Source organism: Rhodococcus sp. NPDC058505, assembly GCF_042720095.1.
GTDB lineage: Bacteria > Actinomycetota > Actinomycetes > Mycobacteriales > Mycobacteriaceae > Rhodococcus_G.
In genome coordinates this window covers 184,035-202,917 of sequence record NZ_JBHXNB010000005.1, presented here as the reverse complement: position 1 = coordinate 202,917, position 18,883 = coordinate 184,035, and the positions used below count along the sequence as shown (strand labels likewise).

The 18,883-nt window shown below is 70.0% G+C and carries 17 protein-coding genes; 7 read left to right on the top strand and 10 right to left on the bottom strand.

All coding sequences use genetic code 11. The features are described 5' to 3' along the window. Window position 1: 1 nt before the first annotated feature. From ACFWPA_RS06355 to ACFWPA_RS06340, 4 genes are all read right to left on the bottom strand, one after another. Window positions 2–1,741, bottom strand: a complete 1,740-nt coding sequence (locus ACFWPA_RS06355; protein WP_378569852.1) for a SulP family inorganic anion transporter — start codon at window positions 1,739–1,741, stop codon at window positions 2–4. 236 nt (window positions 1,742–1,977) lie between these two features. After that, a complete protein-coding gene (locus tag ACFWPA_RS06350) occupies window positions 1,978–2,391 on the bottom strand; it encodes a hypothetical protein (RefSeq protein ID WP_378569851.1) in 414 nt (137 codons plus the stop codon). Further along, window positions 2,388–4,127, bottom strand: a complete 1,740-nt coding sequence (locus tag ACFWPA_RS06345) for a SulP family inorganic anion transporter (protein ID WP_378507696.1) — start codon at window positions 4,125–4,127, stop codon at window positions 2,388–2,390. Before ACFWPA_RS06345 ends, ACFWPA_RS06350 begins: the two co-directional genes overlap by 4 nt. A gap of 163 nt (window positions 4,128–4,290) precedes the next feature. Beyond that, window positions 4,291–5,265, bottom strand: a complete 975-nt coding sequence (locus ACFWPA_RS06340; protein WP_378569850.1) for a pirin family protein — start codon at window positions 5,263–5,265, stop codon at window positions 4,291–4,293. Between the two features lie 428 nt (window positions 5,266–5,693). Between ACFWPA_RS06340 and ACFWPA_RS06335 the strand changes: the two genes are divergently transcribed. Next, on the top strand, window positions 5,694–8,315 hold the full coding sequence (locus ACFWPA_RS06335) for a LuxR C-terminal-related transcriptional regulator (protein WP_378569849.1): 2,622 nt from the start codon (window positions 5,694–5,696) through the stop codon (window positions 8,313–8,315). 106 nt (window positions 8,316–8,421) lie between these two features. Continuing rightward, entirely contained in the window at window positions 8,422–8,646 is a 225-nt protein-coding gene (locus tag ACFWPA_RS06330) for a hypothetical protein (RefSeq protein WP_378569848.1), read from the top strand. 64 nt (window positions 8,647–8,710) lie between these two features. Here the strand turns inward: ACFWPA_RS06330 and ACFWPA_RS06325 are convergent, their stop codons facing one another. Next, window positions 8,711–9,328, bottom strand: a complete 618-nt coding sequence (locus ACFWPA_RS06325; protein WP_378569847.1) for a pentapeptide repeat-containing protein — start codon at window positions 9,326–9,328, stop codon at window positions 8,711–8,713. Window positions 9,329–9,653: 325 nt separating this feature from the next. On the opposite strand from ACFWPA_RS06325, the gene leuA reads away from it, so the two are divergent. Next, entirely contained in the window at window positions 9,654–11,462 is a 1,809-nt protein-coding gene (gene leuA / locus ACFWPA_RS06320; protein ID WP_378507691.1) for a 2-isopropylmalate synthase, read from the top strand. Between the two features lie 80 nt (window positions 11,463–11,542). Here the strand turns inward: leuA and ACFWPA_RS06315 are convergent, their stop codons facing one another. Beyond that, entirely contained in the window at window positions 11,543–11,944 is a 402-nt protein-coding gene (locus ACFWPA_RS06315) for an SHOCT domain-containing protein (protein WP_378569846.1), read from the bottom strand. Window positions 11,945–11,958: 14 nt separating this feature from the next. Continuing rightward, the gene (locus ACFWPA_RS06310) at window positions 11,959–12,384 is read right to left on the bottom strand and encodes a DUF6325 family protein (RefSeq protein WP_378507689.1); all 426 of its coding nucleotides are present in this window, start codon (window positions 12,382–12,384) and stop codon (window positions 11,959–11,961) included. A 146-nt stretch (window positions 12,385–12,530) separates the two neighbouring features. On the opposite strand from ACFWPA_RS06310, the gene ACFWPA_RS06305 reads away from it, so the two are divergent. From ACFWPA_RS06305 to ACFWPA_RS06290, 4 genes are all read left to right on the top strand, one after another. Beyond that, on the top strand, window positions 12,531–12,920 hold the full coding sequence (locus ACFWPA_RS06305) for an SHOCT domain-containing protein (protein ID WP_378507688.1): 390 nt from the start codon (window positions 12,531–12,533) through the stop codon (window positions 12,918–12,920). Between the two features lie 144 nt (window positions 12,921–13,064). Next, window positions 13,065–13,538 (top strand): hypothetical protein, encoded by a 474-nt coding sequence (locus ACFWPA_RS06300; RefSeq protein ID WP_378569845.1) that lies wholly within the window; start codon window positions 13,065–13,067, stop codon window positions 13,536–13,538. A 110-nt stretch (window positions 13,539–13,648) separates the two neighbouring features. After that, window positions 13,649–14,905: a MurT ligase domain-containing protein gene (locus ACFWPA_RS06295; RefSeq protein ID WP_378569844.1), complete on the top strand. Its 1,257-nt coding sequence runs from the start codon at window positions 13,649–13,651 to the stop codon at window positions 14,903–14,905. Continuing rightward, on the top strand, window positions 14,898–15,614 hold the full coding sequence (locus tag ACFWPA_RS06290; RefSeq protein WP_378569843.1) for a type 1 glutamine amidotransferase: 717 nt from the start codon (window positions 14,898–14,900) through the stop codon (window positions 15,612–15,614). The genes ACFWPA_RS06295 and ACFWPA_RS06290 overlap by 8 nt, the downstream gene beginning before the upstream one ends. A 271-nt stretch (window positions 15,615–15,885) precedes the next feature. Here the strand turns inward: ACFWPA_RS06290 and ACFWPA_RS06285 are convergent, their stop codons facing one another. The 3 genes from ACFWPA_RS06285 to ACFWPA_RS06275 all read right to left on the bottom strand — a co-directional run bounded on the left by ACFWPA_RS06285 (window position 15,886) and on the right by ACFWPA_RS06275 (window position 18,861). Beyond that, window positions 15,886–16,662 (bottom strand): VOC family protein, encoded by a 777-nt coding sequence (locus ACFWPA_RS06285; protein WP_378507684.1) that lies wholly within the window; start codon window positions 16,660–16,662, stop codon window positions 15,886–15,888. A 106-nt stretch (window positions 16,663–16,768) separates the two neighbouring features. After that, window positions 16,769–17,353, bottom strand: coding sequence for an NADPH-dependent FMN reductase (locus tag ACFWPA_RS06280; protein ID WP_378507683.1), 585 nt, complete (start codon window positions 17,351–17,353; stop codon window positions 16,769–16,771). Beyond that, the gene (locus tag ACFWPA_RS06275; protein WP_378569842.1) at window positions 17,350–18,861 is read right to left on the bottom strand and encodes an MFS transporter; all 1,512 of its coding nucleotides are present in this window, start codon (window positions 18,859–18,861) and stop codon (window positions 17,350–17,352) included. The genes ACFWPA_RS06280 and ACFWPA_RS06275 overlap by 4 nt, the downstream gene beginning before the upstream one ends. Between the last annotated feature and the right edge of the window lie 22 nt (window positions 18,862–18,883).

The window sequence follows — 18,883 nt, the reverse complement described above, 5'->3', positions numbered from 1 at the left end:
CTCACTCCTCCTGAGAACCGGACGGCCCCCCCGGCCCGTCGGCATCGGACCGGCGGGCGCGGCGGACCAGGCGACTCTCGGCGTCCGCGAGCGCGCGCATGGTGGATTCACCGAGAACCGGTGTCGCGCTGAACACCTCCAGCGCGACACCCTGACTGTCCAGGCGTTCGGCGTCCCACATCTCGAGCACCTCGGGCGCCAGACCGCTCAGGTACAACCTGCCACCGACCGCGTCGAGGCGACCCGCGTACTCGGCGATCACCTTGAAGAAGGTGGCGCCCAATGTCGTTCGACCCCGCAACCGCAGAATCACCTCCGGCGAATCCGCGGCGCCCGGGTCGGGCAGCTGCACCTGGAGCGTCCGCGCACCCGCGTAGAAGAGGCTGCCGTACACGTCGAGGATCATCACCTCACGGTCCCCCAACTCCGTCGGCACCGGCGCCTCCGCCAACCGCCCGTCCGCATCCAGTTCGAGTCGCACCACCCGCAGGTCCACAGCTTCCTGGTTGAGCTGCAGCAACAGCGACAGCGCGACGCCGATCCCGACCGCCGCGGTCACCGGAAGCAGCAGCGTCGCAACGAAGGTGGTGACGAGCGCGATGATCGACGTCGGGCCGCTCGAGATGATCGACCGGATCTGGGCGGGCCGGATCGAGCCGATTCCCGCGACAATCAGCACCGCGGCCAGCGTCGGCATCGGGACCTTCCCGACCAGGCCGGAGAAGAGCACCAGAATCACCAGCATCCAGATCCCGGAGAACACCGCCCCCCACCGCCCCTTCGCCCCGGCGGCGTCGTTGACCGCGGTCTGCCCGACCGACCCGCCGACCGGCATCCCCCCGAACAGGCTGGACGCGAGGTTCCCGACGCCCTGCGCGGAGAAGTCCTGGTCGGGCAGCGACCGGGAGCCGTCGCGGTTCGGGGCGGCCTCCGCGACACCGGCGCCCTGCACCAGAATGATGGCCGCGACCGCGAACCCGCCGCCGACCAGTGGCGCCGACAGCAGGCCCAGATCCGGGATCTGCGGCATCGGGAACCCGGTGGGGATCGCGCCGCCGTCAGCGACCCGCGCGACGCCGTCCCACCCGAGCACGACCACCAGCACACACGGGATCACAAGGGCAACAAGTGAACCGAACAGCGCGACGCGGGTCCTGGCGAGCACGACCAGCAGCAGCAGCGCGAGCACACCGGTAGCCAGGGACGGCCAGTCGATCCGCGTCGGGTTGGTGATCAGGTCGGCAGCCTTGGCCAGCGCGACGGATCCGGACACCGACGCCCCGGTCAGATCCGACAGCTGGCCGAGCACGATGTTGACGGCGATGCCGGTGAGGAACCCGGTCATCACCGAATGCGATACGAACCGGGTGTACCGGCCGAGCCGCAGCAACGCGGCGGCGACCATCACCGCGCCAGCGATCAGGGTGAGCAGGACCAAGGCGTCGGCGCGATCCGACTCGGGCACATCGGCGATCGCCGAACCGGCAGCAAGCGCGGAGGCGCCGGTCGTGGTGACGACCATCAGTTTGGTGCTGGTCTGCATCCCGCCGAACAGCGGCCCCGCGAAGCTGGCGTACAGGCCGTGCACCGGGCTGACGCCGGCCAGCACCCCGGACGCCATCCCGTCCGGAACGCTGGCGATCGCGCCGGGCAGCCCGGCGATCAGGTCATTCTTGAGGTGCCTGCGTTCCGGCATCCGATCGCGGATCCAGCCGCGAACGGCTCGACGATTCGACCTCATGGACTTCAGCCTCCGCTCGCGCATCCGGTTGCCCGATCGGCACGCGCTCACCGTCTCGACTCCGACAGCAACTCGATCATGGGCACGGTGGCCCGGCCTCCGAATCGGCTGCGGTCCAGGGTATTTCGTCGTCTACTCGGCTCTCGCATGCGACCACGAACGCGTGTATGGCCTCCCGGATCGCGCCGTTGCGCGCCGACGACCACTGTGTCGATCTCATCTCACCGTCCATTGGCTCACCGCCCGTCGGGATTCCATATCGTGACTGCCCAGATGACCACGACGTCGAGGGCGATAATCACGAAGGCCCAGGCCGGGTAGTAGGGCAGCCAGAGGAAGTTCGTGAACAACGACACCGCAACGAAGGTGACCGCCGCGACCCGCCCCCACATGCTGCCCTTCATCAGTCCCAATGCCGAGATCGCCTGGACCACTCCCAGTGTCAGGTGAATCCAGCCCCAGGCCACGACGTCGAGCGCATAGGTGTAGTCGACCCCGACGACGAGGTGCCGGTCGCCAGCAATCGCCGAAATTCCCTGGCACATCGACAGGACGCCCACGGTCAGTAGCAGTACCGCTGCTCCGAGCGAGGTGCCCGCCGCGAATCCCTGGTGGTCCGGACGTTCCACGGTCGCGCGGGTAGTGGTCATCGGTTCTCCCTCCAGCCTCCGGGCGGCACGTTCCCCGAGGGGGCGGACAGCGCCTCGTCCACCGTGCCGAACACCGCGAGCCGTTCACCCGCACGCGTGACGTCGGCGAGGACGTCCCGAACCTGCCCGATGTCGTGTGCGATGCGCAGTTCGATCCCGTCACGCCGCAGTGCGGCCTGTAGCTGCACCAGCATCTCCGCGGCGCTGACGTCGATGTATGGCGAGGTTTCCGCGTCGATCACCACGACCCGCGTTGCCTCGGTGCAGCGCCGCGAGACGGTGTCCTTCACGAAGTCGGCATTCGCGAAGAACAGGCCGCCCTCGACCCGCACGACGACGGCGCCCGCGGGGCTCGTTGCGTTGGGGTGACGCTCGACGTCCACCCACACCGAGCCCTCCTGCCCGAGGTCGGCAACGTGCGGGCGCGAGTTGCGGTACAGCAGCAGCAACATCGACACCGCGATCCCGATGACCAGTCCGGGCAGCGTGTCGAACAGCAGCACACCGAGCAGTGCGGCGAGCGCGCCGAGGAAGTCGGCCCGCGCGGCGAGCCCGTAGATGGTGCCGAGCTGGCGGGACCACACCCGATACAGGCGCCGCAGCGCCGCGATGTCGACCAGTTCGATCACCGCGGCGATGACGACCGCGGCCAACGTGGCCTCGGGCAGCTGCTCGAACAGTCCGGTCAGAAAGAGCAGGGTGAGCACGGTGAGCACCGCCACCACCAGCCCGCTGACCTGAGTTTTTGCCCCGGCAGCGCCGTTAACCGCGGTCTTGGACAGGCTGCCATTGACGACCATGCCCGAGCTGAGCCCGGAGCCGAGGTTCGCGGCGCCGAGACCGAGCAGTTCACGGTTCGCGTCGATCTCGTATCCGGCCCTCGCCGCGTACGTCTTCGCGGCGCCGAGGCCCTCCGCGAAACCGATCAGCAGCACACCGAATGCGGGGCCCGCGAGGTCGTAGTAGTCATGCCACGCGGCTCCCTCCGGCAGTCCGAGCGATGGCAGCCCGGACTCGATGTGACCGACGATGTCGACGCCGTGCTCGTCGAGCGAGAACACTGCGACGGCCAGGATGCTGAGCAATACCACCACCAGCGAGCCGGGCACGAGGGGAAGCCACCGCTTGAGCACCAGCACCAGCACCAGGCTGACGACACCGACCGCGAGCGTCGGCCACTGGGTGTCGCCGAGGTGGGTCAGCACACCCCACGACTGTTCGAAGAAGTCGCCGTCGGCCTTGTCGATACCGAACAGCTTGGGCACCTGGCCGACGATGATGGTCAACGCCAAACCGACGATGAAGCCCTTCAGCACCGGCTCGGAGATGTACGACGCCGCGAACCCGAGACGGCACAGTCCGGCCAGCAGACCGGCGATCCCGGTCAAGATCGCCAACACCGCCGACAGCGCCAGGTAGTGCCCGCCGTCGCCACCGGCGACCGGGGCGATGATCGCGGCGGACAACGCGGCAGTCGCCGACATCGGTCCAACCACGAGGTGCCGGGAGCTGCCCAGTGCCGCATACAGGATCAGCGCTGGAATCGCCGCGTACAGGCCGACGACCGGGGTGACACCAGCAATCGTGGCGTAGGCGAGGCTCTCCGGGATCAGCACCGCCCAGACCGTCAGGCCGGCAGCGATGTCCGGTCGCAGCCACTTCCGGTTGTAGCCGTCCAACGAGGCGAACAGCCACCACCCCCGGTGGGCGGCAGTCTTCGCGGCACCACGATCCATCGACATCACCTCAGCAGTCCCGAAACTTGCGGCGCGTCCGATAGTGGCCGGAACTCCTGGCCGTCGCTTCACCTCCGAAGGATGAGGCGATGCGTTGAATGGGGGTTCATGTGTCATCCGCCGCCGCGGACTCGACCATGAACCCCCATTCAATGCGAGCCGCTCAGTCGCGCGGCCGGAGCCGGGCGTTCGGCAGCATCGGCGCCGGGATCGTCTCGTCCCACTCACCGGGGAACGGACCGAACCTGCCGTCCGCCGCGGGCCGGTTGTCGCGTTCGCTCTGCCAGTCCGCCCGGAACCCGGCGACCTCGTCGTGGCTGCGGCCGACGAAGTTCCACCACATCACGATCTGCTCGCCGAGCGGTTCGCCGCCGAGCAGCAGCAGCCGCACCGGACCGTCACCGGCGGCAACGAGGTCCACCTCCGAGGCGCCCGCGGGCAGGTGCACCAACTGCCCGATGGTCGCGGCGACGCCCGCCACCTCGACCGACCCGCTGTCGACCAGGACGCCGTGCTCGAACGATCCGTCGAGCGGCACCCGCAGTGTCTGCCCGGGCCGGAGCGTCAACTCGGCGCCCAGCAGCGGCGTGAAGGTCCGCACCGGCGACGTGGTGCCGAATAGGCTGCCGAGGAACACCACCGCCTGCGCGCCCTCGACGTCGAGCACCGGCGGCGCGTAGTGCTCGAAAGCCGGTGCGGTGAAACGATGTTCGTCCGGCAGCGCGACCCACAACTGGACGCCATGCAGGATGGCGGTGTCGGGGGTGGAGTACTCGGAGTGCGCGATCCCGGATCCCGCGGTCATCAGGTTGACCTCCCTTGGCCGGACGATCGCGTGCGCGCCGGTGGTGTCCCGATGCTCAATCTCGCCGCTGAATACCCAGGACACCGTCTGCAACCCGGTGTGCGGATGCCCGGCGACCCGCATGCCGCCACTGCGGCGGACATCGTCGGGGCCGTAGTGGTCCAGGAAGCACCACGCCCCGATCAGGGTCTGGCCGCGCTGCGGCAGCGATCGGCGCACGGTCATCGCACGCGCGCCGCCGAGCGGCACCTCCCGGTAGTCGAGCAGCCGCGGCGCGGTGCCGTCACGACTCGCGCAGACGACCTCGTCCGGGCGGGCCTCGAGATTGCTCATGGGACCGGTCCTCTCGATCGACGGCGCTGAGCCGAGCGTAGCGGCGCGCGCGCCACACCGACGTCAAACGCCCCGGCAAGCGCGCCCGACAGCGGGTTCGCCGACTGGTTGCGCGCCCGCCCAGACCTGCGGAGTTGGCCGCAGCGAACGCCGAATACCAGTGGATCACCGACGCTTTCGACGCACCCGAGCGAACCCTTCGTTCACCACGAGTTCACTGATCCCACTACCCATCGATAATAACGATCCGCTGCAATTCGAATCTCATTTCGGCAACAGCCGGTGGTGTCGCGCGTCGTTCCGCCGCGCGGAACCGGACCATCCGACCTAGTCTTCGTGAGGCGACAGCGACGAAGGTCGATATCGCGGTGCCCACCTGCGTGCGCACCGCGGTCGCCCCGCGAGGACCTGGAGGGGAGACCAAAGGGATGACCGACGCACCGTGGAACCACCACCGCACCCGACCGCCGCTGCACGCGCGACCGCCGCAGCGCAGGCCGCGGCTGATCGAGTCGCTCAGCCACGCGATGACCACCCCGGACTCGGCGCCGGTCACCGTCGCGATGGTCAGCGGGCCCGTCGGATCAGGCAAGTCGACCCTGCTCGCGAACTGGGCCGACGCGGTCTCACACCGGACGAACCCTCCCCGACTCGCGTGGCTCACCGTCGAGGCCTGCGACAACGGTCGCGCCGCGTTCGGCTCCGCCGCGCTGGCCGCACTGCACGCCATCGGCGACGCCGAGATCACCGCCGCGCTACCTGCCCTCCCTGGTCCCGACGACCCCGGCTTCTCCGCCGCGGCAGCCGCCGTCCTCGGCGAACTGGGCGTGCCGATCGTGATGGTTCTCGACGATGTGCACCTGCTGCACGACCCGGACACCCTCGAGGACCTCGCGTCGTTCCTGCGCTGGGCGCCACCGACCCTGCGCACGGTGCTGTCCGGACGGTTCGAACCCCCGGTTGCCCTGCACCGCCTGCGGCTCGACGGGCGGGTCCTCGACATCGGGCCCCACGATCTCGCGTTCACCGACGACGAGGCGGCGGCACTGCTCGCCGAGCACGACGTGCGACTGGCCCCGGAGGATCTCGCTGTCGTCCAGGACCGCACCCACGGCTGGGCCGCCGCCCTGCGTCTTGCCGCGATCTCGCTCGCCCACCACGATGACCACACGACGATGATCGCCGACTTCAGCGGCGACAACCGCGTCGTGGCCGACTATCTCGTCGACGAGGTGCTGGACCGACTCGATCCCGACACCCGCGACTTCCTCGTCGAAACCTCGATTCCGGACGCATTCAACGCCGAACTCGCCGAATCACTGTCCCGAAACCCGAACGCCCACCGGGTGATCGACATGCTTGGGCGGGAGAACCTGCTCGTCGAACCGGTCGCGGGTGCCCCCGGCTGGTACCGCTACCACCCGCTGCTCCGGGAGTACCTGCGGGCGGAGGCGTCCCGGCGCGGTCGCCGCGCCGTCGCCGACCTCGAACGCGTTGCGTCCCAATGGTTTGCCGCGTCCGGCGCGGATGCCCGGTCGCTGGAGCATGCCCTGCATGCGGGCGACGACGAGGCCCTGCTGAGGTTGCTGTCGGGGCTCGGGTTCGGTGCGGTGCTCCGGGGTCACGCTGACACCGTGACCGGGGTGCTCGATCGGGCCACCCGCCGGGTACGGTCGGCCCCGATCGCCCAACTGGTCAGGGCCGCCGCCGAACTCGACCGGGGCAACGAGGCCGCCGCGGCGTCGACGCTCGCCGCCCGCGCGGCCACCCCGGCACTCCGAGGCGCCGAGAGGCGTCTCGAACGGGCGCTGCGGCTTCGACTCGCCCTGCGCAGGGGTGGGATCGAGCGGACGCTGGACACCCTGCAACGGGAAGCGGGCACCCCGTGCGGTGAACCCGACGTCGACGCCTACGCCACCATCGCGGAGGGCAGCGCCGAACTGTGCCTCGGCCGTCTCGACGACGCCGAGCAGCACCTGCACGACGGGCTCGACACCGCGCGTTCGTCCCGCGCACCCGCCCTCGAACTCGAGGCGACGATGGCCCTGGCCGCGGTCGCGGCGTGCCGGTGCCGCCCCTCCGAGATCGTCCGACTGCACCGTGACGGCGCCGCGCTCGCCCGCACCCACGGCCTCACCGACAGCGTCGACTTCCGGCTGCTCGACCTGCTCGCGGTGTGGGGCCGAACGCTGCGCCTGGACGCCGATCCCGCCGACCTGGCCGCCCGCTGCGTTCCCGAGCTGACCGGTGCCCCGAACCCGACGGTGGCGTCGGCGGTGTCCTGCCTGGCCGCGGTCCTCGCCCCCGGCGGAACCGACGGCCACCCGACCCGGGGCACCGACGCCCGCGACCAGTTCCTGCTCGCGCACCGCCGCCCGCTGCCCCCCGGCGTGACCGCACTGATGGCCCCGGCCGTGCATCGCGCGCTGCTGGACTCCGGTCAGTCGAACGGGCTCCCCGACGTGGTCGGTCAGCTCACCGCGGGCCGGTGGCCGTCCGCCAGCGACGCCGCGGTGATCGCCGCCCTGCACGATCTGCACCGCCGACGTCCGGACTCCGCCCGCTCCCAGCTCGCCCCCGTCCTCACCGGCGCGACCCCCTGCACCGCGGTGACCACGATGATCCGCGCCTGGCTCGCCGAGGCCGCGATCGCGGACGGCAAGAACCAGGCGATCGCGGTTCGGGACGCGCTGCTCGAGGCCGTGATCCTCGCCGAGCCGGAGTCGTTGGTGCTTCCGTTCGCCGAGGCGGGCCCCGGGATCCGCGACCTGCTTGGCCGTCACCGCGGCCGTTTCGGCAGCCATGAGGACTTCGTCGGCCACATCCTGTCCCGGATACCGGCGGAGGCCGCCGCCCCGAACCCGCTCACCGCGCGGGAGATGGAACTGCTCCTGGAACTGCCCTCGTGGCGGACCGCGGAACAGATCGCGGCCGACCTGTTCGTCTCGGTGAACACGGTCAAGACGCACCTGCGCGGCATCTACCGCAAGCTGGAGGTCGGTTCCCGGCGGGACGCGATCACCACGGCACGCGGGCTCGGGCTGCTGTGACCCGGCATCTCATCACCCGCGGGTGAGGCGCAGCGCGCGGCCACTGGGGACAGTGAGAGAAGAGGATTCACCCACTCCCCCGCTCCGCCCCTAGGAGGCCGCGACCGTGACACAGCCCCGGCACACGCGGACCCGCTACGAATTCCTGCTGCGCGGCGAGCTGTCCGAACGCGCGCTTGCCGCGTTCCCGGAACTGGCGCGCTCGCACGGCACCGGGGACTACACCCGGCTCTATGGCCCGATCGAGGACGACGGGGCGCTGCGCGCGATGCTCGCGCGCTTCGACACGCTCGGCCTGACGGTCGTCGAGATGCGGCAACTCCCCGACTGATCGCCACCGGATATGCAGAACGGACCCCCGCGTTCGCGGAGGTCCGTTCGTCGGTGTCTGGCGGTCAGCCGACCTGCGAGTGGTTGGTCGACCCGGTAAAGCTGAGATCGGTGAGGTTCCCGAGGTCGATCAGCGGTCCGCCGCCCAGATCGAGCGAGCCGCCGGCGCTGCCGCCCCCGGTGGTGATCGCACCGGCCAGGTCGGCGCCGGTCGCGCCAGCGAAGTTCGCGCCGAGGATCTTGGCCTCGTGGAACTTGGCGCCGGTCAGCTTGGCGTTCACCAGCGTCGCGTCGGTGAGATCCGCGCTGACCAGGGTGGCCTGCTCGAGATTCGCGCCCTCCAGGTTCGCGCCGGAAGCGTGGGCGAGGTAGAGGTTCGCCTGGGACAGGTTCGCGTTCTCGAGCTTCGCGCCCTCCAGGGTCGCGCCGAGCAGGTTCGCGCCGGACAGGTTCGCGTAGGACAGGTCGACGCCCTCAAGGTCGGCACCCTGCAGGGTCGCGCCGGGGCAATTGGTGAACTTGGCCGCCGTCGGGGTCGACACGATCGTGCACCCGCCGACGATGGTGTCCGCGGAGGCCACCGGCGCCGCCACGGCCAGCCCGGCCGCGATCAGACCCGCTCCCGCGGCCACCGCGCCGAGGCGGGCAGCGATCCGGTGTCGTCCTCTGTTCAGTACCGCCATGACGCTCTCGCTTCCAAGAGAAATCCCTGACAGGGGGCCGAATCCGCCCTGACCGGGACACACTAACGAAACGGTCACGGCCGCGTGGAGAATTCGTAAAACAAGCGTCCAGCAACGGCGCGAGCTGCCGCCGGGGCGGGTCGACACGCTGCCGGTCACCCGGCGCACCGAACCGGCGTGCGGGTAGACTGCCGTTCATGCAGCGGGCGCTCCTCCTTAACTGCCGCGACGGGGTCTGATCCAGACCGGCTCCCGTCGCGGGGTTCAGTCGCGCCGGTCGATTCACCTTTTGGACTACCCGTCCCCTCATTTCGGAGATTCGTCAATGTCACCCGCCGACGCCTTTACTTCCGGTTCGCGCACCATCACGCCGCCGTCCAAGCCCGCGCCCGCCGATCAGCCCGCGTGGAACACCCAGAAGAACTCCTCGATGCCGACCTACCGGTACCGGCCGTTCGCGGAGGAGGTCGAGGAGGTCACCCTCGCCGACCGCACCTGGCCCGACCGGGTCATCGACCGGGCGCCGCAGTGGTGCGCCGTCGACCTGCGGGACGGCAACCAGGCGCTGATCGACCCGATGAGCCCGGCCCGCAAGCGCCGCATGTTCGACCTGCTGGTCCGGATGGGCTACAAGGAGATCGAGGTCGGCTTCCCGTCCGCGAGCCAGACCGACTTCGACTTCGTCCGCGAGATCATCGAGGACAACGCCATCCCCGACGACGTCACCATCCAGGTGCTGACCCAGTCGCGGCCGGAACTGATCACCCGCACCTTCGAGGCCTGCCAGGGCGCGAAGAACGTGATCGTGCACTTCTACAACTCCACCTCGATCCTGCAGCGCCGGGTCGTGTTCCGCGCCGACAAGGACGCGATCAAGAAGATCGCCACCGACGCGGCCGCGCTGGTGCTCGAGGAGGCCAAGAAGTACCCCGACACCCACTGGCGCTGGGAGTACTCCCCCGAGTCCTACACCGGAACCGAACTGTCGTACGCCAAGGAGGTGTGTGACGCGGTCACCGAGGTGCTCGGCGCGACCCCGCAGAATCCGGTGATCCTGAACCTGCCCGCCACCGTCGAGATGGCGACCCCGAACGTGTACGCCGACTCGATCGAGTGGATGCACCGCAACCTGGCGCGCCGCGACTCGGTGATCCTGTCGCTGCATCCGCACAACGACCGCGGCACCGGGGTCGCGGCGGCCGAGCTGGGCTACCAGGCTGGCGCGGACCGGATCGAGGGCTGCCTGTTCGGCAACGGTGAACGCACCGGCAACGTCTGCCTGGTGACGCTGGGCCTGAACATGTTCACCCGCGGCGTCGACCCGCAGATCGACTTCTCCAACATCGACGAGATCCGCCGCACCGTCGAGTACTGCAACCAGCTGCCCGTCGCCGAGCGGCACCCGTACGGCGGCGACCTGGTGTACACCGCGTTCTCCGGCAGCCACCAGGACGCGATCAACAAGGGTCTCGACGACATGAAGTTCTCGGCGGACGCGCAGGACGCCGACGTCGACGACATTGTCTGGGCGGTGCCGTACCTGCCGATCGACCCGAAGGACGTCGGCCGCACCTATGAGGCCGTGATCCGGGTGAACTCGCAGTCCGGCAAGGGCGGCGTCGCCTACATCATGAAGGCCGACCACGGCCTGGTACTGCCGCGGCGGCTGCAGATCGAGTTCTCCCAGTCCGTGCAGCGCATCACCGACGGTGAGGGCGGTGAGGTGTCCCCGAAGGAGATGTGGGACGTCTTCAACGAGGAGTACCTGGCCCCGATCAACCCGCTGGAGCGGATGCGGCAGAAGGTGACGGCGTCCGAGGTGGACGGCGGCGTCGACGCCATCTCCGTTGTGGTGAAGGTGGACGGCAAGGAGCAGGAGATCGCCGGCTCCGGCAACGGCCCGCTGGCCGCCTTCGTGGACGCGCTCGGCACCATCGGCTTCGACGTGCGGGTGCTCGACTACAGCGAGCACGCGATGTCCGCGGGCGACGACGCGCAGGCCGCCGCCTACGTCGAGGCCGCGGTGACGCTGCCCGACGGGTCGACGAAGGTCGTGTGGGGTGTCGGCATCGCCACCTCGATCACCACCGCATCGCTGCGCGCGCTCGTCTCCGCCGTCAACCGCGCCCACTGAGGCTCCCCACCCCAACGGGTGAAGGGCACTGGTGACCGGCCGGGCCGGTGACCAGTGCCCTTCACCCGTTTTCGGTGGTGTCAGCCGAGCAGCTTCGCCTTCGCCGCGGCGAACTCGTCGTCGGTGAGCACGCCCGAAGCGTGCAGCTTGCCGAGCTGCTCGAGCTTGGCGATGATGTCGTCCTCCGCCGGCGCCGCGGCCGGGGCCGGGGGCTGCTGGTAGGCCTGCTCGGCCGCGGCCTGCTGGGCGTACTGCTGCTGCTGGTAGGCCTGCTCGGCCGCGGCCTGCTGGGCGTACTGCTGCTGCTGGTAGGCCTGCTCCTGCTGTTGCTGCTGCGCGTACGCCTGCTGCTCGGAGTACTTGCGCTGCGCCCGGCGATCCATCGCGTTGGTGGTGGCCCGCGCGGTGCCCGCGACCACCGCCGTCCGCGCGACGGTGCCGAGCAGTCCGGGACGTCCGACACGTCCAGCCCTGAACACCATGATCTCTCCCTCTCCTAGAGTGCTGCCTCAACCGCGGCGACGATGACGTCGCGCGGGATCTGCACGTGCAATGCGACCTCGCCGCCCGCCGCCCGCGCGCTCGACGCGATCTGCCGCGCCCACGACTCCTCGTAGACGATGATCGCGGCGGAGCTGCCCGGATCCAGCGAGTCCCGCACGATATCGAGGTCCTCGTCGCTGATCAGGGCCTTCGCCTCGATCGACAGGACCTGGAGCCCCACGTCGCCGAGGTCCTCGTCGACGTCGACCTGCGTCACCTTGCCCGCCTCGTCCTTGTGCAGGTAGACGAGGTCGAGCAGTGTCACGTACCCCCGTTCGACGACGTCCTGGAGCGCGGCGATGGTCGCGGCGTCCACCTGGGATCCGGGAAATGCCAACACGACCAGTTCCACCGGACCGATGTTCAGCGTCTCGTCCATGCGCTCAGCCTCCAGGGGTGACCGGCGACACGCCTCACCCTCCGCGGATGAATACCGATCTCACCTGCCACGGGTGAGGCAGGATTCCCCCCGATCACGGATTCTCGTAGCAACACTCGAAACACTCATGTGAATGGAGGAGTCCGATGAACTCTGCCGTCGACTCGTTCTGGGATTTTCTGTGGCTGATCCTCATCACGTTCGCCTTCGTGGCGTACCTGATGCTGCTGTTCTCGATCATCGGGGACCTGTTCCGCGACCACAAGCTGTCCGGCTGGTGGAAGGCGGTGTGGGTGTTCTTCCTGATCTTCCTGCCATTTATCACCGCCCTGATCTACCTGATCGCCCGCGGTGACGGGATGACGAAGCGGTCGCTTGCCGCGGCGCAGCAGATGAAGTCCGAGCAGGACGCCTACATCCGGGACGTGGCTGGCAAGTCACCCGCCGAGCAGATCGCGGACGCCAAGGCGCTGCACGACGCGGGCACCATCACCGACGCGGAGTTCGCGACGCTGAAGGCGAAGGCCCTCGGCTGATCGTCGTCCGTCGACACCACCGCGCCGGTCCGGGCTCCCCCCGGGCCGGCGCGGTCGTCTGTCCACCCCTTGCTAACACATCGGCGGCCACGGGCGACACAAAACAAGACCGAAGAGTACGACCCGTCTAGGAGAGGATTCCTCATGTCCCTGCGTCGCGTCACCGGCATCGCCGCCGCCACTCTCGCCGCCGCTGGCCTCGCCGTCGCCGGAGCCGGAACGGCATCCGCGGAAACCGAGGTGCCGATGACCCGCTGCCTCGGCCTCAGCCCGTACATCGTCGACCAGCCGTACGCACCGGCCCGCCTGTTCCTCACCCAGAGCCTCCCCAACGAGGGGTCGGGGAAGGGCACCCTGCGGCTGCACGACGTCGCGAGCCTGTGGTTCTTCGCGGGCGGGTACCAGTCCGACGTCCGACTGGACTGGCGCAACGTCGACAACGGGAAGACCGGAACCCTCACCGACACCGCGACCGTCGGCACCCCGGGCGGCGACTCCGCGAAATTCTTCCTCGACGCCGGCCCCGGAAAGTACGACCTGACGATGAGCGCCTACAACAAGCACGCGCTGTGGGGCATGCCCACCACGTCCTGCACCGGGTCCGTCACCCTGAACTGACGCCAGGCTCCCACTCGGCCCGGTCGGCCCCGGCCCGCGAACTGTGGCACCTGCCACCGCGGCACCGGCACGACTCCGGGCCTTCCGGGCCGATGTGGAACACTGCGCGCGTGGCAAGTAGCACTCGATTCTCCGCGCGCGGGCGGTTGGCCCTGCGCGCCGCGGCGCTGGCGTCCTGGGCGTCGCAGAAGGCAGGCCGGGGCAAGGGCTCGATGATCGGCGGGCTGATCGCCCTCAAGATCGACCCGACGCTGATGACGCAGCTCGGTCGCGGCAAGCGGACGGTGCTGGTCACCGGCACCAACGGCAAATCGACCACCACCCGGATGACGGCGGCGGCGCTCGCCACCGTCGGCACCGTCGCCACCCAGGCGGACGGCGCGAACATGGACGCGGGCATCGTCGCCGCGCTGAGCGTCGGCCAGGGCGCGGAGCTGGCCGCGATCGAGGTGGACGAGCTGCACACCCCGCACGTCGCGGACGCGCTTGATCCGCAGGCGATCGTGCTGCTCAACCTGAGCCGCGACCAGCTGGACCGGGTCGGCGAGATCAACATGATCGAGCGCAGGCTGCGAGCCGGGCTGGCCGCCCACCCGGACGCGGTGGTGGTCGCGAACTGTGACGACGTGCTGGTCACCTCCGCCGCCTACGACAACCCGAACGTGGTGTGGGTGGCTGCGGGCAGCGGCTGGGCAGGCGACTCGGTCAGCTGCCCCCGCAGCGGTGAGCCGATCGTGTGGGACGCGGACGGGAACTGGCGCAGCACCGGCACCGACTTCGCCCGCCCGACCCCGCGGTGGTGGCTGGACGACGAGAACCTCTACGGGCCGGACGGTCTCGTGATCCCGATGACGCTGACCCTCCCCGGCCGGGCGAACCGCGGCAATGCGGCGCAGGCGGTCGCCGCGGCCGTCGCCCTCGGCGCCGACCCGGTTGCCGCGGTCGCGGCGGCCGCGGGCGTCCGGGAGATCGCGGGCCGGTACGCGGCCGTGCAGGTGGGACCGCACTCGTTGCGGATGCTGCTCGCGAAGAACCCCGCGGGCTGGCAGGAGGCGCTGTCGATGATCGACCACTCCGTCGACGGCCTCGTCATCGCGGTCAACGGCCAGGTGCCGGACGGGGAGGACCTGTCCTGGCTGTGGGACGTCCGGTTCGAGCACTTCGAGGGCGTCAAGGTCGTTGCGTCCGGTGAACGGGCCACCGACCTCGCGGTCCGACTCACCTACGCCGGGGTCGAGCACACCTTGGAGCCGGACCCGTTGCGCGCCATCGCGTCCTGCCCCGAGGGCCGGGTCGAGGTGCTGGCCAACTACACCGCCTTCCGGGACCTGAACACGGCGATCGCGAGGAGGACCGAGCATGTCTGAGTCGACCGTGCGGATCGGGTTGGTGCTCCCCGACGTGATGGGCACCTACGGGGACGGCGGCAACGCGCTGATCCTGCGGCAGCGCCTGCGCATGCGCGGCATCGACGCGGAGATCGTCGACATCACCCTGTCGGACCCCGTTCCGGAGTCCCTCGACGTGTATACCCTTGGCGGCGCCGAAGATTCGGCCCAACGGCTCGCGACACGCCACCTCACCCGGTATCCCGGGCTGCAGCGGGCGGCGGAGCGGAGGGCGCCGGTGCTGGCGATCTGCGCGGCGATCCAGGTGCTCGGGCACTGGTACGAGACGTCCGCGGGCGAACGCGTCGATGGGGTGTCGATGCTCGACGTGACCACCTCCCCGCAGCAGACCCGCGCGATCGGCGAGGTGATCACCCGCCCGCTGATCGACGGTCTGAGCGAACCGCTCTCCGGGTTCGAGAACCACCGCGGCGGCACCGTGCTCGGCGCTGCCGCCGCCCCGCTCGGCAAGGTCACCCACGGCGTCGGCAACGGTGTCGGCGACGGGCACGAGGGTGTGGTGCAGGGGTCGGTGATCAGCACCTACATGCACGGTCCCGTGCTGGCGCGGAACCCGGAGCTGGCGGATCTGCTGCTGGCCAGGGCGCTGGGCGTCGACGCGCTCGCGCCGCTGGATCTGCCGGAGGTCGCCCGACTGCGCCGGGAGCGGCTCGCGGCCGGTCGCTGACCGGGCCGACCGCCGGGGGTCGGACGAAGAACCCCGAACAGGGGTTCGGCCGAGAACGTAGCGATCGTTCGCGTTCCCGGCCGGATCTCTGCTTTTCAAGGTTCTTCGAGCCGTTACCGATTCGGTTTTCCTTGATCCGCAAGATTCACGGTACGCCCGGGTCTGCACCGTTGGCAATAGTCCTGACCTGCCATTTCCTGGCCGGACGGCACGCAACGACGGCAGGGTCCGGGGCCGCCCCCCTGCGGTGGCAGACCCCGGACCCGTCACGTCACTCGCGTGGCGGCTGCACGATCTGAAACTGCGCGCCGAGCGGGTCCGCCACCGACGCGACCCGCCCAAACGGGCTGTCCTCGGCGGGCGCCGTCACCGTCCCGCCGAGCTCAACGACCCGCGCCAGCGCCGCGTCGGTGTCGTCGACGGCGAGGTAGTACCGCCAGAACGAGGGCACCCCCTCGGGCAGGAAGCCGGACGCGTCCATCACGCCTGCGATCTCGTCGCCTGCGACGGTTGCCTGCGAGTACCGGAACTCGTCGGTGTCCCCGATCGAGGTCATCGTCCACCCGAACACCGACTCGTAGAACGGCAGCGCGGCCCGGTAGTCGCGGGACATCGTCTCGAACCAGGCGGGGGTGCCCGGCTCTCCCCAGCGGCCGTACCCGCGGTGCCGATCCGGCTGCCACACCCCGATCACCGCACCTGCCGGGTCGGCGAGGACCGCCATCGTGCCCTGGTCGCCCACCTGCATGGCGGGCATCATCACCTGGGCACCCGCGGCGGCGGCCCGGTCCACGGTGGCCGCGGCGTCGGTGGCCTCCAGATAGACGGTCCACACGTCGCCGTACGGATCGTCCGGCCCCTGCTTCATCATCCCGGCGACCGGCTCACCGTCCTTGCTGAAGATGGCGTACCCGCCGTACTGCGGGTCCTCGTTGGTGTCGCAGGACCACCCGAACAGTCCGCTGTAGAACGGAACGGCGCTGGCGGGATCGGAGGTGAACAGATCGACCCAACAGGGGGAACCGACCTGGGACTGACGTTGAGGCACGTGAGACTCCTATCGCAAGTGTTGCCAAGGACTGGTGCGTGCCCCAAGCTACGTGTCCGCACCGACATGCGGCCCGGGACGAATCCGCAGTCGGCGGCGGCCCGGGTCAGGCCGCGATTCCGTAGGGGCGCGCGGTCCGCGCATCCCGCAGGGCGGTCCCCCACCAGACGAGCTGGTCGAGCATGTTCGTCGCGGCCGACGTGCACACGGTGGGGTCGATGGGCCTGCCGTCGTCGAACACGGATCCGGCACCGTGGAAGCTCACGCTGTCGCGGACGGTGACGGCATGCAGTTCCGCGAACACCAGGCGAAGCTGTTCGACCGCGCGCAATCCACCGCCCAGCCCGCCGTACGACACGAATCCCACCGGCTTGGCGCTCCATTCGTCCCGGAACAGGTCGATCGCGTTCTTCAGCGCCGCCGGGAAGCTGTGGTTGTACTCGGGGGTGACGATGACGAAGGCGTCCGCCGCATCGAGTCGGACGCCGAGCCGGGCGTGCGCGGGCGTCCGCTCAGCACCCCAATCCGGATGCACCACAGGAAGTTCGGACTCGGCAAGGTCCACGATGTCGAGGTCGACCGACCCTAACGAGGCGGCGTGCTCGGCGAACCAGGCGGTCACGGTCGGGCCGAAGCGCCCGTCCCTGGTGCTGCCGGTGATGACGGCGATGCGCAGGCGGCGAGTGGTCATGAGCGGTTCTCCTTGATTGAGGCGGACAGGGGTGAGACGACAGTTGCGGGGCGGAGCAGTGCCGCGACGGTGGCCGCGGCGGCCGTGCAGAGCAGGGCGATGACGAGCAGCGCGCTCCGCCACGCCTGGGTGAGGGCGTCGGAAAGGAAGTCGATGTCCGGGCCGTCGAGTTCACCCGACAGCACCCGACTGGCGAGCGGCCCATCCCCGATCCGGGTGCGCAGCATCGTGGCCATCGCCGCACCGAACAGTGCGAGCAGGACGGCATTCGACGCGCCGCGCACGGTGTTGAGCAGTCCGGCGGCCATCCCCACCCGATCGGGCGGGACGAGGGCCATCGCCTGGGCGTCGATGATGCCGATCGCGAGGCCGTTGCCCGCACCGATGGCGACGAGGGGGCCAACAAGTTCGGCGGTGGAGATGCCGGGATGGAGCACGAGCAGCCAGGCGTTTCCCAACGCCAGCGCGACCAGAGCCGCGGTGATGAGCAGTCGCGGCGAGACTCCCCGGTTGACCAGCCGGGCACCGAGCGCGGGGACCGCCATCACCGGGACGGTCAGCATCAGCATGACGGCACCCGCGCGCCCCGGTGCGAGACCGTTCACGCCCTGGAGATAGGTCGGCAGGGAGACGAGGACGGTGGTCGATCCGAGGGCAAGGAGGCCGGAGGCCAAGCACCATGCAACAAAATGCCTGTCCCGCAACAGATCCAGGTCGAGCAGCGGACTCTGGGCTCGCCGCTCGATCGCCACGAACGCAACGAGAAGCGCCGCCCCCAGTCCGAGTTGGCCCAGCACCCGGGGGCTGGCTCCCGCCGCCTCGGACACTTGCGTGACCGCAAGCAGGATCAGACCGAGCCCCCCGACGAGCGTGACGAGTCCGGCGTGGTCCATGCCCGTTGGTGAGTCGGAACGGGACTCCGCGACGACCGCCGCCCCGGCGAGGATCAGCGACCCGAGCACCGCGAAGACGAGGAAGGTTGCCCGCCACCCCATCCCGCCGACCAGCAGGCCCGCGACCGTCGGGCCGATCGCCAGACCCACGCCCGCCGTCGACCCGACGGCGGCGAAGGCCCTGGTCCGCGCCGGACCGTCGAAGGTCGCGGCGAGCAACGCTCCTCCCGCGACCATGATCCCGGCCGCCCCGATGCCGGATGCCGTCCTCGCCAGGTTGAGCATCCAGATGTTCGGTGCTGCCGCAACGGCGGCCGTGCCGATGACGTAGATCGCGGCACCGACCCGCAGGACTCGGCGGCGCCCGAACCGGTCTGCGAGGGATCCGGCGACCAGCATGGAGCAGGCGGCGGACAGGAAGTAGCCGGTGACGACCCACTGCACCGCACCGCCGGAGGCGTTCAGGTCCGCGGCAATCGACGGCAGCGCGACGGCCGTCCCGGACATCAGCATCGGCCCGATCAGGGAGCCGAGGAGGACGGCGGCGAGGGTGACGCGATGGGCGTCGGGGTGCACCGCGGTGTCGCGGCCGCGCCGGGTGGCTGTTGTGGTCATGACGCCAAAGTACAACGCCCGT